This window comes from Pseudomonas sp. FW305-96, assembly GCF_058783825.1.
Genome location: NZ_JBYSYW010000007.1, coordinates 131,222 through 146,278, shown reverse-complemented (window position 1 = coordinate 146,278; position 15,057 = coordinate 131,222). Strand labels below are relative to the sequence as shown.

Genomic DNA, 15,057 nt, shown 5'->3' with positions numbered 1-15,057 from the left:
CGTGGCACTTGGCTCTGCGTATCCGACATTTCGACAGTGGCAATGGCAGCAGTTCATTTATTGCTTGTCCGGGGTTCAGCGCCGGCAGGCCTGATCCCACACCGACCGCGCAGGCCTCAAGACTTGCGTGGTCCCTGTAGGAGGAGGCTTACCGGCGATGCAGACGGCACCGATAGCGGATTGATCGTTTCAGTTGACGAAAAAAACACGATATCAGATTGCTTTCATGTCACCCGCTGCTGGTAATCTTGCGCCCGCCCGTGGAGCCCCGCGACCCATTGTCGCGGGTGATGCCTGAAGCGGCCGGGCTGCCTTGCGTGCAGCCATACAGAGCCGTCCACGCGCACAGCCCACCTACAAAAGGATCAATCCATGAACAGCAGTATCACGGCGGGAGCGGCGGCAAGCACGCCGGGCTTCCTGTCGAAGGAGCGCATCATCGCCCGCCCGGGCTTCAACCGCTGGCTGGTGCCGCCGGCGGCCCTGGCCATTCACCTGTGCATCGGCATGGCCTATGGCTTCTCGGTGTTCTGGCTGCCGCTGTCCCAGGCCCTGGGTGTCAGCGCGCCGGTGGCCTGCGCCGCCGACATGGGCTTCGTCGCGCGGCTGTTCAGCGCCGAGTGCGACTGGCCGATCTCCATGCTCAGCTGGATCTACACCCTGTTCTTCGTGTTCCTCGGCTGCTCTGCCGCGGTGCTCGGCGGCTGGCTGGAGCACGCCGGCCCGCGCAAGGCCGGCCTGGTCTCGGCACTGTGTTGGTGCGGCGGCCTGCTGATCTCGGCGATTGGCGTGAAGACCCACCAGCTGTGGCTGATGTGGCTGGGTTCGGGGGTGATCGGCGGGATCGGCCTGGGCCTGGGCTACATTTCGCCGGTCTCGACCCTGATCAAGTGGTTCCCGGACAAGCGCGGCATGGCTACCGGCATGGCGATCATGGGCTTTGGTGGAGGTGCCATGGTGGGCGCTCCTCTGGCCACCGCACTCATGGGCCACTTCGGCAGCGCGACCGAGGTGGGTGTATGGCAGAGCTTTGTCGCCATGGCCGCGATCTACTTCGTGTTCATGACCGCGGGTGCCCTGGCCTACCGCGTGCCGCCGACCGGCTGGAAGCCCGAAGGCTGGACTCCGCCGGCGAAGAAAGCCAACGCCATGGTTACCGACCGCCACGTGCACGTCAGTGTGGCCTGGAAAACCCCGCAGTTCGCCCTGGTCTGGCTGGTGCTGTGCCTGAACGTCTCGGCCGGTATCGGCATTCTCGGCATGGCTTCGCCACTGCTGCAGGAAGTGTTCGCCGGCAAGCTGCTGGGCAACGAGCTGACATTCAGTGAGCTGAATGCCGCGCAGCTGGCGCAAATTGCCGCGATCGCCGCCGGTTTCACCGGTCTGCTGAGCCTGTTCAACATCGGCGGGCGCTTCTTCTGGGCGTCGTTCTCCGACTACATCGGCCGCAAGAACACCTACTTCGCCTTCTTCGCCCTGGGCGTGGGCCTCTACAGCCTGGTGCCGAACATGGGCCACATCGGTAACGTGGCGCTGTTCGTGGCGGCGTTCTGCATCATTCTGTCGATGTACGGCGGTGGCTTCGCCACCGTGCCGGCGTACCTGGCCGACCTGTTCGGCACGCAGATGGTCGGTGCCATCCATGGTCGCCTGCTGACTGCCTGGGCGGCGGCCGGCGTGCTCGGCCCGGTGCTGATCACCTACCTGCGCGAGGCGCAGCTGGCGGCGGGCGTGGAGCGGGCCGCGGCCTACGACATGACCCTGTACATCCTGGCCGGCCTGCTGGTGCTGGGGTTCATCTGCAACATGCTGGTGCGCCCGGTGGCGGACAAGTACTTCATGACCGACGCCGAACTGGCGGCCGAGCGCGCGCTGAGCCATGACAAGGGGGCCGGTTCCGCGCGTTCGCTGGAGTGGCACGCGGCGCCGGGCGGCCTGCCGCTGGTGCTGGTGGCCTGGGCGGTGGTGGTGATTCCGCTGGCCTGGGGGGTGTGGATCACCCTGCAGAAGACGGCCGTTCTGTTCCATTGATATAGCTGTACTGGCCTCATCGCCGGCAAGCCGGCTCCCACGGGTATTGCACTGCCGCGATCTCTGTGGGAGCCGGCTTGTCGTGGCGACGAACCGCGGCGAAAGGGCTGCACAGCAGCCCCAACTGCACGCTTGTATAGACCTGTAAGCCTGTTATCCCCCCGTAATTGCTTGCCCTGCCATATGTCATCCGCGTTTCAAGCCGGCGCGTTCTGGGCCTATAATGGAGCCCTTTTCGCCCAATGATTTTGCGGAGCTGGTGATGGTCGAACGTAAGGCTTCCGTCGAGCGCAATACCCTGGAAACCCAGGTCAAGTGCTCGATCAACCTCGATGGCAGCGGCAAGGCCCGATTCGAAATCGGTGTGCCTTTCCTTGAACACATGCTCGACCAGATCGCCCGGCATGGGCTGATCGACCTGGATATCGAGTGCAAGGGCGACCTGCATATCGACGACCACCATACCGTCGAGGACGTCGGCATCACCCTGGGCATGGCGTTCGCCCAGGCCATCGGCGACAAGAAAGGCATCTTCCGCTACGGCCATGCCTATGTGCCGCTGGACGAGGCCCTGTCGCGGGTGGTCATCGACTTCTCCGGCCGTCCGGGCCTGCAGATGCACGTGCCGTATACCCGCGCCACCGTGGGCGGCTTCGATGTCGACCTGTTTCAGGAGTTCTTCCAGGGCTTCGTCAACCATGCCCTGGTGACCCTGCATATCGACAACCTGCGTGGCCACAACACCCACCACCAGATCGAGACCGTGTTCAAGGCGTTCGGCCGCGCGCTGCGCATGGCCGTTACCCTCGACGAGCGCATGGCCGGGCAGATGCCGTCCACCAAGGGATGCCTGTAAATGCAGACGGTAGCCGTAATCGACTATGGCATGGGCAACCTGCACTCGGTGGCCAAGGCCCTGGAGCATGTGGGTGCCGGCAAGGTGCTGGTAACCAGCGATGCCGCGGTAATTCGTGAAGCCGACCGCGTGGTGTTCCCAGGCGTCGGCGCGATCCGCGACTGCATGGCCGAGATTCGCCGCCTGGGCTTCGACAGCCTGGTGCGCGAAATCAGCCAGGACCGCCCGTTTCTCGGCATCTGCGTAGGCATGCAGGCGCTGCTCGAGCGCAGCGAGGAGAACGACGGTGTCGACTGCATCGGCCTGTTCCCAGGCCAGGTGCGCTTCTTCGGTAAAGACCTGAAGGAAGACGGCGAGCACCTGAAGGTGCCGCACATGGGCTGGAACGAAGTCGGCCAGACCATCGACCACCCGCTGTGGCATGACATCCCCGACCGTGCGCGCTTCTACTTCGTGCACAGCTACTTCATCGAAGCCGGCAAGCCGGGCCAGGTGGTCGGTCGCGGCCACTACGGCGTCGATTTCGCCGCGGCGCTGGCCGAAGGCTCGCGTTTCGCCGTGCAGTTCCACCCGGAGAAGAGCCATACCCATGGCCTGCAACTGTTGCAGAACTTCGTCGCCTGGGACGGGCGCTGGTAAATGAGCAGGTCGCGGACCAAGGCGCCAGTCATCACCCTGGCCCCGGAGCAAGAGCGCGAGGCGCTTGATACGCTCAAGCGCTTTCTCGAAGAGCGCTTCGAGCTGGAGCTGGGGTCGTTCGAGGTGGCCGAGGTCCTCGAGTTGTTCAGCAAAGAGATTGCACCGCACTACTACAACAGGGCGATTGCCGATGTTCAGCTGCACCTCAAGGAGCGGTTCGAGAGCATCGAAAGCGACCTGTGGGCGCTCGAGAAGCCCTGAATTCCAACGATTAGACAGGTTGCCAAGATGCTGATTATCCCCGCTATCGATCTGAAGGACGGCGCTTGCGTGCGCCTGCGCCAGGGCCGCATGGAAGACTCCACGGTATTCTCCGACGACCCGGTGAGCATGGCCGCCAAGTGGGTCGAGGGTGGTTGCCGCCGCCTGCACCTGGTCGACCTCAACGGCGCCTTCGAAGGCCAACCGGTCAACGGTGAAGTGGTCACCGCCATCGCCAGGCGCTACCCGAACCTGCCGATCCAGATCGGCGGTGGCATCCGTTCGCTGGAAACCATCGAGCACTATGTCAAGGCTGGCGTCAGCCACGTGATCATCGGCACCAAGGCAGTCAAGCAGCCGGAGTTCGTTGCCGAGGCGTGCAAGGCCTTCCCGGGCAAGATCATCGTTGGCCTGGACGCCAAGGACGGCTTCGTCGCCACCGACGGCTGGGCCGAAGTGAGCAGCGTGCAGGTCATCGACCTGGCCAAGCGTTTTGAGGCCGATGGCGTCTCGTCGATCGTCTACACCGACATTGCCAAGGACGGCATGATGCAGGGCTGCAACGTGCCCTTCACCAAGGCCCTGGCCGAAGCCACGCGCATTCCGGTGATCGCCTCGGGCGGCATCCACAACCTGGGCGACATCAAGGCCCTGCTGGACGCCAAGGCTCCGGGCATTATCGGCGCCATCACTGGCCGTGCCATCTACGAAGGCACCCTCGACGTCGCCGAGGCCCAGGCCTTCTGCGACAACTACCAAGGCTGAGGAGCGACCATGGCACTGGCCAAGCGCATCATCCCTTGCCTGGACGTGGACAACGGCCGGGTGGTCAAGGGCGTCAAGTTCGAGAACATCCGCGATGCCGGCGACCCGGTGGAGATCGCCCGGCGCTACGACGAACAGGGCGCCGACGAGATCACCTTCCTCGACATCACCGCCAGCGTCGATGGCCGTGACACCACCCTGCATACCGTCGAGCGCATGGCCAGCCAGGTGTTCATCCCGCTGACCGTGGGCGGTGGCGTGCGCACCGTGCAGGACATCCGCAACCTGCTCAACGCCGGTGCCGACAAGGTGTCGATCAACACCGCCGCGGTGTTCAACCCGGAGTTCGTCGGCGAGGCGGCTGACCGTTTCGGTTCGCAGTGCATCGTGGTTGCCATCGACGCCAAGAAAGTCTCTGGCCCCGGTGAAACGCCGCGCTGGGAGATCTTCACCCATGGCGGGCGCAAGCCCACCGGGCTGGATGCGGTGGAGTGGGCGAAGAAGATGGAAGGCCTGGGGGCTGGCGAGATCCTGCTGACCAGCATGGACCAGGACGGCATGAAGAATGGCTTCGACCTGGGCGTGACCCGCGCCATCAGCGATGCGCTGGGGATTCCGGTGATTGCTTCCGGTGGCGTGGGTAACCTGCAGCACCTGGCCGACGGCATCCTGGAAGGGCATGCCAGCGCGGTGCTGGCGGCGAGCATCTTCCACTTCGGCGAGTACACGGTGCCGGAAGCCAAGGCCTACATGGCTTCGCGGGGGATCGTCGTACGCTGATCCACTGATTGGGGCCGCAAGGCGGCCCCAATTAAATCACCCGTGATTCTTGCCGAGCAACGCGTGATACAACTCGGTATCCCCGAGTATCCCCACCACCTTGTCGTTATCCTGCAGCACCAGCTTGTTGCCGGTCTGGTAACGAATCTGCAGCGCTTCGCGCATGCCGATATCGGCGTGTACCACGGTTGGCCTGCGCTCCAGCAAGCCGACGTCCTGCCCCGGCGCCCAGTTCTGCATGTCCAGGCCATTCTGGCCCTGGCGTGCGCGCTTGAGCGAACCGCCTTCGCCAAGGTCCAGCCATGAGTCGATGCCCGGGTCCAGGCACACCGAACCGTTGACTCGCCGGCAATTGTCCAGGCTGCGCATCAGGCTGCGGCCACACAGCACGTTGAGCGGGTTGGTGTGGGCGACGAAGGTGCGCACGTATTCGTCGGCCGGGTTGAGCACGATCTCTTCCGGCTTGCTGTACTGGATGATGCGCCCGTCCTTCATGATGGCGATGCGGCTGCCCAGTTTCAGCGCCTCGTCCAGGTCATGACTGACGAACACGATGGTCTTGCTGAGTTTGCTCTGCAGGGCCAGCAGTTCGTCCTGCAGGCCCTGGCGGATCAGCGGATCGAGGGCCGAGAACGGCTCGTCCATCAGCAGGATATCGGCGTCCATCGCCAGCGCCCGGGCCAGCCCCACGCGCTGCTGCATGCCACCGGAGAGTTCGTCCGGTTTCTTGTTGCGCCACTGGGTCAGGCCCACCAGTTCGAGCTTTTCATCCACCAGCTTGCGCCGTTCCTTCTCCGGCCGGCCCTGCATCTCCAGGCCGAAGCTGATGTTCTCGCGCACCGTCAGCCAGGGCATCAGGGCAAACTTCTGGAACACCATGGCGATGCGCTTGGTGCGCATCATCTTCAGCTCTGCCGGGGTGCAGTGGGCGATATCGATGTGCTTGCCTTCGTGCTCGACGAACAGCTTGCCGCGGCTCACGGTGTTGAGGCCGTTGATGCAGCGCAGCAGGCTGGATTTGCCCGAGCCGGACAGGCCCATGAGCACGCATATCTCGCCCTTGTTGATGTCCAGGTTGGCCTTTTCGACGCCGACCACCAGGCCCGTCTGCTTGAGGATCTGCTCGCGGGTCTGGCCTTGGTCGAGCAGGGCCAGCGCCTCGCGCGGCTTGCTGGAGAAGATGACGTCGACGTCTTCGAAACGAATGATGCTCATGCCTCACCCCTTACCGGCAGCTCCGGTTGCTTGCAGATACGGTCGAGCATGATCGCCAGCAGCACGATGGCCAGGCCCGCTTCGAAGCCCAGGGAGATATCGGCGGTGTTCAGTGCGTTGACCACGGGTTTGCCCAGGCCGTCGGCGCCGACCAGGGCGGCAATCACCACCATCGACAGCGACAGCATGATGCATTGCGTCACCCCGGCAGCGATGCTCGGCATGGCGTGTGGCAGTTCGATGCGGGTCAATAGTTGGCGACGCGAGCAACCGAAGGCCTTGCCGGCGTCCATCAGCTCCTGCGGCACGTCGCAGATGCCCAGGTAAGTGAGGCGGATGGGCGCTGCGATGGCGAACACCACGGTGGAGATCAGCCCCGGCACCACGCCCAGGCCAAACAGGGTCAGGGTCGGGATCAGGTAGACGAAGGTGGGCACGGTCTGCATCAGGTCCAGCACCGGGCGCATGGCGGTGTAGAACATCGGCTTGTGCGCGGCGGCGATGCCCAGCGGCACGCCGATGACCACGCAGACCACCGTGGCGAAGGTGACCTGCGCCAGGGTTTCCATGGTTTCCTGCCAGTAGCCCAGGTTGAGGATCAGCAGGAACGAAAGGGCGACGAAGACGGTGAGCGCCCACTTGCGCTGTATCAGGTGCGCGAGGCCGGCGAACAGGGCGATGAGCACGAATGGGTTGAACCAGGTCAGGGCGCTGGTGACCCCATGGATCATGAATTCCAGGCCTGCGGCGATGGCGTCGAAGTAGCTGGCGCCATTCTGGGTCAACCATTCGACGAATGAGGCGATGTACTGCCCCAGGGGTATTTTCTGATCGATAAGCATGATAGCGAGCTTCCACCTGCAAAGATTGAAATCAGTCCGGGGTGGGCACGGTCCCACCCCGCGGTGTTGCCATGGCGTCTTGCGTTATTGCGTCAGTTTGGCCTTGGCCGCCTCAAGGCCGGGTTTGCCGTCCACGGTGGTCACGCCGGCGAGCCAGGCGTCGAGCTTGCCGGGGTTGTCCTTCAGCCATTTTTTCGCGGCCGCCTCGGGCTTCATCTTGTCGTCCAGGACATAGCCCATCATGGTGCTTTCATCCTTGAGCTCGAACGACAGGTTCTTCAACAGCTGACCAACGTTGCTGCACTCCTGTGCATAGCCCTTGCGGGTGTTGGTCAGCACGGTGGCCTTGCCGAAGTCGGGACCGAAGTAGGCATCCCCACCGGTCAGGTACTGCATCTTGAAGCGGGTGTTCATCGGGTGCGGTTCCCAGCCGAGGAAGACGATCGCGTCTTCACGCTTCTGCGCCCGGTCGACCTGCGCCAGCATGCCCGCCTCGCTGGACTGCACGATCTGGAAGCCGGCGTCCTTCAGGCCGAAGGCGTTGTCGTCGATCATCTTCTGGATGGTGCGGTTGCCATCGTTGCCCGGTTCGATGCCGTAGATCTTGCCCTTGAGCTCCTGCTTGAACTTGGGAATGTCGGCGAAGTCCTTCAGGCCCTTGTCATACAAGGCCTGGGGCACGGCCAGCGTGTACTTGGCGTTTTCCAGGTTGGCGCGCACGGTCTCGACGGTGCCCGCATCGCGGTACTGCTTGATGTCGTTTTCCATGGTCGGCATCCAGTTGCCGAGAAACACGTCCAGGTCCTTGCCGGTGGCCAGCGACTTGTAGGTCACCGGTACCGAGATCATGGTGGTGTGGGTCTTGTAGCCCAGGGCTTCGAGCACGACGCTGGTGGTCGCGGTGGTGACCGTGATGTCGGTCCAGCCGACATCGGAGAAACGCACCGTCTGGCACTGCTCGGGTTCGGCGGCCTGGGCCAGCAGCGGAGCGGACAGCAACGCGACCAGCAACAGCTTGGGTGAACCTTTCATGGATGGACTCCTGTGATTTTATCTTCGGGTTCGCGTGGGCCGCCGGGCGTTCTCAGGGCTCCGGTCGACCAGGCCTGCAGAGGGCAGGATGCGAGGCCGTGCAATACGAGTCGCTTTCGATAATCCTCCAGCGTTCGGCAATCGCCTACTGGTGGCGTCGTATCCAGTACAGGACGGGTCGTATCCAGTACGGACGATGTCGCAACTGGGTTTTTCCACCCCCATACCTCGGTTTTTGCGTCGTCCTGCCGCTGGAAAACGGCGCACGAAGGGCCAGTTCAGCGGCGGCGCTGCTGGACAAAAGTACGTCGGTTGCAGACGGCGAAGGGCTGGGCAAAAGCCCGATGATGCGAGCATTCAAGGCGGCTCGACTGTTTCAGCCTAGCAGTTGCTCCGCCCTGCGCCTGGCGCGCAGAGACAAGCCCAGCAAGAGGTGATTCGACAATGGCCATCAGCGTGTTCGACCTGTTCAAGATCGGTGTCGGGCCCTCCAGCTCGCACACCGTCGGCCCCATGCGCGCCGGTGCGCTGTTCGTCCAGGGGCTGCGCGAGCGCGGCGAGCTGGAGCAGGTGCGGCGTATCGAAGTGAGGCTGTATGGCTCGCTGTCGGCCACCGGCGTCGGCCACGGCACCGACAATGCCACGATCATGGGCCTGATGGGCGAATGGCCGGACGCCATCGATCCCAGCCAGATCACCCCACGCATCGCCGACCTGCGCGAAACCAACGTGCTCAAGCTCGACAGTCGCCTGCCCATCGAGTTCGTCTGGGCCCGCGACATGCTGCTGCTGGACGAGAACCTGCCGTACCACCCCAATGCCATGACGCTGATTGCCGAAGGTGAGGCGGGCGAGCTGCACCGCGACACTTTTTACTCGGTGGGTGGAGGCTTCGTGGTCGATGCCGCCCAGGCCGCCAGCGGCGTGCTGGACGCCGACCAGACCGTGCTGCCCTACGACTTCGACAGCGCCGCCGAACTGCTGCGCCTGTGCAAGCAAAACGACCTGCGCGTGTCGCAATTGATGCTGGAGAACGAAAAGGTCTGGCGCAGCGAAGCCGAGATCCGCGCCGGCCTGCTCAAGCTCTGGCAAGCCATGCAGGAGTGCGTGAACAACGGCCTCAAGCATGAAGGCATCCTGCCCGGCGGGCTCAATGTGCGCCGCCGCGCCGCCCGGCTGCACCGCAGCCTGCAGGAGCTGGGCAAGCCCAACGTGATCGGCTCGACCATGAGCGCCATGGAGTGGGTCAACCTGTTCGCCCTGGCGGTCAACGAAGAGAACGCCGCCGGCGGGCGCATGGTCACCGCGCCTACCAACGGCGCGGCGGGGATCATCCCGGCGGTGTTGCACTACTACATGCGTTTTTCCGACGCGGTGGACGAGTCCAATGTGGTGGACTTCTTCCTCGGCGCGGCGGCGGTGGGCATCCTGTGCAAGAAGAACGCCTCGATCTCCGGCGCCGAGGTTGGTTGCCAGGGCGAGGTCGGCTCGGCTTGCGCCATGGCCGCCGCAGGCTTGGCCGATGTCCTCGGCGCCACCCCGGCGCAGTTGGAAAACGCCGCCGAGATCGCCCTGGAACATAACCTCGGCCTGACCTGCGACCCGGTTGGTGGCCTGGTGCAGGTCCCGTGCATCGAGCGCAACGCCATCGCTGCGGTAAAGGCGATCAATGCCGTGCAGATGGCCCTGCGCGGTGATGGCGAACACTTCATCTCGTTGGACCAGGTGATCCGCACCATGCGCGACACTGGCGCCGACATGCACGACAAGTACAAGGAAACCTCCCGCGGAGGCCTGGCGGTCAGCGTCATCGAATGCTGATGCGCCGTTCTGACCCGCGCGTGACCGATGCGCCACATTCTGGCGCATTGGTTGTCATCTACCGGCCGTCGCCTGTCGTTACCAGCAGGACCGTTGTCGGTGACACTTAAGTCTGTCGCATCTGGGCAAGCTTCCCACAAGTGCTACCAATTTGCTCAGGGGTGACGCGCAGAGGCGCTGGCTCGCCTGTTTGCGTTTGACGCAAGGCTGATTGCCCAGGCCGCTGGAAGGCGCGTGCCGACGTCGCTTTTGGGTTTTATTGGATGGGCGTTCAAATTCAGGCATGCCATTTGCGTTGAGATTGGCAAAGCCCCTGCATACGAAACGGGGCCATTACAAGAACAGTGCTCGCCTGAGGCACACCCTGCATTGTGTGAGGAGAAATCGCGATGACGTCGTACACCTCCGGGACCCCAACCCAGAACCGCACAGCACCCCAGTCCATCGGCTTTCTCCTGCTGGACAACTTCACCCTCATTTCCCTGGCGTCGGCGGTCGAGCCGCTGCGCATGGCCAACCAGCTGTCCGGCCGCGAGCTGTACCGCTGGCACACCCTGACCGTCGACGGTGGCCAGGTGTGGGCCAGCGACGGCCTGCAGATTACCCCCGACGCGGCCATGCACAGTGCCCCGCCGATAGACACCGTGATCGTTTGCGGTGGCGTCGGCATCCAGCGCACCGTCACTCGTGAGCACGTCACCTGGCTGCAAGCCCAGGCCCGCCAGTCGCGTCGCCTTGGCGCGGTGTGTACCGGCAGCTGGGCGTTGGCCTGCGCCGGGTTGCTCGACGGCTTCGATTGCAGCGTGCACTGGGAATGCCTGGCGGCGATGCAGGAGGCCTACCCGCGGGTGAACATGAGCACCCGCCTGTTCACCCTCGACCGCAACCGCTTCACCAGCTCCGGCGGCACCGCGCCGCTGGACATGATGCTGCACCTGATCAGCCGCGATCACGGCCGCGAGCTGTCGGCGGCGATCTCCGAGATGTTCGTCTACGAGCGCATCCGCAACGAGCAGGACCACCAGCGCGTGCCGCTCAAGCACATGCTCGGCACCAACCAGCCGAAGTTGCAGGAAATCGTCGCGCTGATGGAAGCCAACCTCGAGGAGCCGATCGACCTCGACGAGCTGGCGGTCTATGTGGCGGTGTCGCGGCGCCAGCTCGAGCGCCTGTTCCAGAAGTACCTGCACTGCTCGCCGTCGCGCTACTACCTCAAGCTGCGGCTGATCCGCGCCCGGCAACTGCTCAAGCAGACGCCGATGTCGATCATCGAGGTGGCCTCTGTGTGCGGGTTTGTTTCCACGCCACATTTCTCCAAGTGCTACCGCGAGTATTTTGGCATTCCGCCGCGTGACGAGCGCGTGGGCTCGAACACCACCCAGCAGGTGGCAATGATGCCGATCCCGCAGGCAATGGCGCTGTCGCCCCACAGCGGGCCGATGGCGGCGCTGAGCCAGGCGCGCAACGAGTCGACCTTCGCCAGTGTGCGCCTCTAGACGCGGTCGGATTTGACGAGCTTGTGGGAGCGGGCCTGCCCGGCGATGGTTCAATCGCGGGGCAGGCCCGCTCCCACAAATCTTGCGCCCACTTTTCCCGATGGCCTCAAGCGCGCGTGTTGTACTGCGCCAACGCCGGTAACAGCTGCTTGTCGATGGCCTGGCGTACCGCTGGCAGGATCGTCGCGCTGCCGGTGTACATCTGCTCGACCATGCCCTTGAGCGCCCGCGCATTGGGCTCGGTCAGCCCCCGCACCACCACCTCGCAGGCCTGCTCGGCACTTGCGCCGGCCGGAATGTCGAAACCCCGCGAGCGCAGTTGGCCCAGCAAGTCGTCCTGGTCGATCAGATCCGCGTGCATCATGGCTGTTGTCCTTTGCTGCTGTCGTTTCCGACCGATTCTGTGGCGCACACGACAGGTCGGCAAGGACAGATTGCCGCAATGGCCGCTTTGGCTAAGAACAGGTCGTTTACGGCTAAATCGAGGGGGCGGGAAGGCCGCACATTGAAGCCATTCACGGCACCGAAGGTTTGGTCACCTTCACTTCATGCGCAATGGATGCTGCTCGCTCTTGATCCCGGAAGTTCACGGCTCTCCGGGATTTTTTTGGTCACTCGACGTACCTGATAATTTTGCCAGTTGCGGGCTGCCTGCTAGTTAAGTTTCATTAGGGCGGCAGATGTTTTTGTCCGAGAGCCGGCTTTAGGATAGGGAGTTAAGGAAGTGATAAAATTGAGTGGAATTCATGCTGTGTTGCTATGGACTGTGTTGATCTTTGTTTCTTCGGGGTGTTCCACCATGAGAACCGAGGACGCGACGCCGTCTGCGAACAATCTGAGTGTTAGTTTTTATACGGGGCTTTGGGGCGTGAGCGGACATCTATGCTCGACACCTTTGCCTGATAATGGAACGGCGCCAATATGTCCCGCGGTGCTGAAAGCGGTGGATGAGAATGGTTGTCGTGTCTCTGAAGCTTGGTGTAGGGAGCGAGGTAGAGAATATGTGCCTGAACTCGGATCGATTGTATTTGGGGGCTGGCAAGGCGTTCACGTCGTTTGTCTTCAGACGGCGGAAGGTGAGGATGTGCTGTGCGTTCAGGGGGCGCTTCCCGATAACAACAGAATTGTAAGGACTATCGCGCATATGAAGACGGTGAGTGGTTATCCTGAGTTTCTTCAGCCCTTGGAGGTGACGTGGTGGAATAGGGAGCTGCTCGGTAAGATAACTAAGATCAAGGGCTGGAAGCTCGCTCGCTAAGGCTGCTTGCTGCTGGTTTTTTGTCATGCTTAAGCATTTGCATTGAGCCGGGTTGTTTCCTGCTTTTGCATCTATTCAGGGAAAATAGGATGATTACTCAACGAAGGGTTACGTGGCTTTTTGCATGTTTACAGGCGCTTCTGCTGTCGGCCTGTGGAGTGGCAAGCCATGCGCAGGCTTCATCAGCAAATGATGAGCAAAGACTCTATGACATCAAGGAGTCGATGGATCTCCAGGGTTTGTCGACGCTAGCCTCCAGCGATGCGGATGTGAATTTCCTGAAGGCACTGAAACAGTCGAGAAACATAGAAGATGCGCGTTTCATTGATATCAATCCGGCCTTGGTCAAGTCAGGAGTTGGCCGGTTTTCGGTGCCGCTGCCAAATGGAGATATTGTAAAATTCCAGCAACGTAATGTCTATGAGGAAAGTAACGATGCAGTGTACTGGTTTGGAGACATCGTTTCCGATCGAAAACAACGCTACGCATCTTCTGGTGAGGTCGACGTAGATCCTGTCAGCAGAATTATGCTAGTGCGCCAAGGGCAGCGCCTGAGTGGGGAAATACACCTACCAGGACAGCTTTATCGTTTGGAAAATGCGGGTGCGGGGCGATATGCTATTATTAAAGTTGGATCAGGGAATGATTTGGGTTGTGATCCTTTATATGAATCGCATGATAAAGAACTGAAAAAAGCAGTGAGTGGTTCGCAGCCCAAAGCGCGTAGTAAGATCCGAGTTATGTTCGTAAGTACGGACGAGGCGCGTAAGCTTGATCCGGCTTTTGAATCCAAAATTCGTTCAAAGTTAGCAGCGAGTTCTCTGGAATTCCAGAGAAGTCAAGTTGATCTTGAGTTTGAGTATGCGGGGTATTTTGCCTTGGATTTTAAAGAGTCTGACTTTGAAGGTGATCCAGCAAACGTGCTGAGAGCGATCCGTGGGCCAGACACGCCTGCTGCAAGAAAAGTTGCTGAGCTTCGAGAATCGAATCGGGCTGATTTGGTCGTCACTGCAGTAGCTTATCTTTTTTTCGGTGGCAAGGCCTATCCCTCGGCCAGAAAGGAAACTGCCTTCGCTTTGATCAATCCACTGCACGACTCAGATATACTGACACATCAGTTGGGGCATCTCCTTGGCGGGGAACATACCTGGAAGCCTGGAGATCCAAATCTAGGTGATCCTCCTTACAGATTTGCACACGAGCTTTTTGTCCAGGGTACTAAGTATCACACGATAATGGGTAAGTTTGATTGCGAAAATAAAGTATGTGATCATTATGAGATTGGCCAGTTTTCTGATCCTGATGCTACTTTTGCTTCAGTTCCTTTGGGTACTAAGGAACATAATGATAATGTTCGTCGTTTCAATGAGGTTCGGGATGATGTGTCCAAATTTTATCCGTGAATTCAAGGTTGAGATCCGATAAGTGGGCCTAGTGTCCCGAGCGCTTAATTCATTAGCTTATTTTTGATCACGCTCAGCTTTGCCATATGTACCGAGCTGATGAAGAAAACGAACTAACCACTCACGGCGCTAGAGTGGGAAGACATGGTGGTGATCGAGGTGACCTTCCCGCTCGACTCTGATCTTACGTTTAACGAATGCGAATGGTTCGGCCAACGTACAGTGAGCGCGGTTGGCTATCTTGCCTATTGACCAGGTTTTCCAGTTGCTCAATGGATTTTGCCCCAAAAGACGCAGACTTTGGCCCGACCATATCCACATGCAGGAGCATTTGCTCGCTGGCGCAGAGCGCTTCCTCAAAATTCCTTCTGTGCAAGCTGTGGTACAGGTGCAGGCGCTTCTTGTCGAAGCCGATGATGTATGTCTGCACCCACACTTCGCTATCAAGCTTCACCTCATGCAAGTAGTTGATATGCGCCTCCAGGGTGAACAGCGAATGTCCGCTCTGGCCGCGAGCATCGGCGTCCAGGCCGATGCGCTCCATCAGTGAATCGGTGGCGTAGCTGAAGATCAGCAGATAATAGGCGTCGCGCAGGTGGCCGTTGTAGTCGACCCACTCGGGCAACACTCGGGTGCGGTAGGTGATCAGGGCGGGCAT

General features: G+C 61.3%; 14 protein-coding genes. 9 read left to right on the top strand and 5 right to left on the bottom strand.

Annotation, left to right across the window (positions count from 1 at the left end; translation table 11 throughout):
* The first annotated feature begins 372 nt into the window (after window positions 1–372).
* The 6 genes from AC3WL2_RS07755 to hisF all read left to right on the top strand — a co-directional run bounded on the left by AC3WL2_RS07755 (window position 373) and on the right by hisF (window position 5,332).
* Window positions 373–2,031, top strand: coding sequence for an OFA family MFS transporter (locus AC3WL2_RS07755; protein ID WP_102681811.1), 1,659 nt, complete (start codon window positions 373–375; stop codon window positions 2,029–2,031).
* A 262-nt stretch (window positions 2,032–2,293) separates the two neighbouring features.
* A complete protein-coding gene (gene hisB, locus AC3WL2_RS07750; protein WP_028688464.1) occupies window positions 2,294–2,887 on the top strand; it encodes an imidazoleglycerol-phosphate dehydratase HisB in 594 nt (197 codons plus the stop codon).
* Entirely contained in the window at window positions 2,888–3,526 is a 639-nt protein-coding gene (gene hisH / locus AC3WL2_RS07745) for an imidazole glycerol phosphate synthase subunit HisH (protein WP_102681810.1), read from the top strand.
* A complete protein-coding gene (locus tag AC3WL2_RS07740) occupies window positions 3,527–3,787 on the top strand; it encodes a DUF2164 domain-containing protein (RefSeq protein ID WP_102681809.1) in 261 nt (86 codons plus the stop codon).
* Window positions 3,788–3,814: 27 nt separating this feature from the next.
* Window positions 3,815–4,552, top strand: a complete 738-nt coding sequence (gene hisA / locus AC3WL2_RS07735) for a 1-(5-phosphoribosyl)-5-[(5-phosphoribosylamino)methylideneamino]imidazole-4-carboxamide isomerase (RefSeq protein ID WP_102681808.1) — start codon at window positions 3,815–3,817, stop codon at window positions 4,550–4,552.
* Window positions 4,553–4,561: 9 nt separating this feature from the next.
* Window positions 4,562–5,332 carry an imidazole glycerol phosphate synthase subunit HisF gene (gene hisF, locus AC3WL2_RS07730; RefSeq protein WP_023629858.1) on the top strand — a complete coding sequence of 257 codons (771 nt, stop codon included), beginning with the start codon at window positions 4,562–4,564 and terminating at the stop codon, window positions 5,330–5,332.
* Window positions 5,333–5,368: 36 nt separating this feature from the next.
* Here hisF and choV read toward each other — a convergent pair whose 3' ends face one another.
* The 3 genes from choV to AC3WL2_RS07715 all read right to left on the bottom strand — a co-directional run bounded on the left by choV (window position 5,369) and on the right by AC3WL2_RS07715 (window position 8,421).
* The gene (choV, locus tag AC3WL2_RS07725) at window positions 5,369–6,547 is read right to left on the bottom strand and encodes a choline ABC transporter ATP-binding protein (RefSeq protein ID WP_102681807.1); all 1,179 of its coding nucleotides are present in this window, start codon (window positions 6,545–6,547) and stop codon (window positions 5,369–5,371) included.
* Window positions 6,544–7,392 carry a choline ABC transporter permease subunit gene (gene choW, locus AC3WL2_RS07720; protein ID WP_172670914.1) on the bottom strand — a complete coding sequence of 283 codons (849 nt, stop codon included), beginning with the start codon at window positions 7,390–7,392 and terminating at the stop codon, window positions 6,544–6,546. Before choW ends, choV begins: the two co-directional genes overlap by 4 nt.
* 81 nt (window positions 7,393–7,473) lie before the next feature.
* Window positions 7,474–8,421 (bottom strand): choline ABC transporter substrate-binding protein, encoded by a 948-nt coding sequence (locus AC3WL2_RS07715; RefSeq protein ID WP_102681806.1) that lies wholly within the window; start codon window positions 8,419–8,421, stop codon window positions 7,474–7,476.
* A gap of 444 nt (window positions 8,422–8,865) precedes the next feature.
* Between AC3WL2_RS07715 and AC3WL2_RS07710 the strand changes: the two genes are divergently transcribed.
* Entirely contained in the window at window positions 8,866–10,242 is a 1,377-nt protein-coding gene (locus AC3WL2_RS07710; protein WP_102681805.1) for an L-serine ammonia-lyase, read from the top strand.
* A gap of 389 nt (window positions 10,243–10,631) precedes the next feature.
* Window positions 10,632–11,738 carry a choline metabolism transcriptional regulator GbdR gene (gene gbdR, locus AC3WL2_RS07705; RefSeq protein WP_028688457.1) on the top strand — a complete coding sequence of 369 codons (1,107 nt, stop codon included), beginning with the start codon at window positions 10,632–10,634 and terminating at the stop codon, window positions 11,736–11,738.
* Window positions 11,739–11,844: 106 nt separating this feature from the next.
* Here the strand turns inward: gbdR and AC3WL2_RS07700 are convergent, their stop codons facing one another.
* Window positions 11,845–12,102, bottom strand: a complete 258-nt coding sequence (locus AC3WL2_RS07700) for a hypothetical protein (protein WP_031315015.1) — start codon at window positions 12,100–12,102, stop codon at window positions 11,845–11,847.
* Between the two features lie 983 nt (window positions 12,103–13,085).
* Between AC3WL2_RS07700 and AC3WL2_RS07695 the strand changes: the two genes are divergently transcribed.
* Window positions 13,086–14,399 (top strand): hypothetical protein, encoded by a 1,314-nt coding sequence (locus tag AC3WL2_RS07695; RefSeq protein ID WP_146022588.1) that lies wholly within the window; start codon window positions 13,086–13,088, stop codon window positions 14,397–14,399.
* Between the two features lie 190 nt (window positions 14,400–14,589).
* Here the strand turns inward: AC3WL2_RS07695 and AC3WL2_RS07690 are convergent, their stop codons facing one another.
* Complete coding sequence (locus AC3WL2_RS07690) at window positions 14,590–15,057, bottom strand: thioesterase family protein (RefSeq protein ID WP_102681803.1); 468 nt, start codon at window positions 15,055–15,057, stop codon at window positions 14,590–14,592.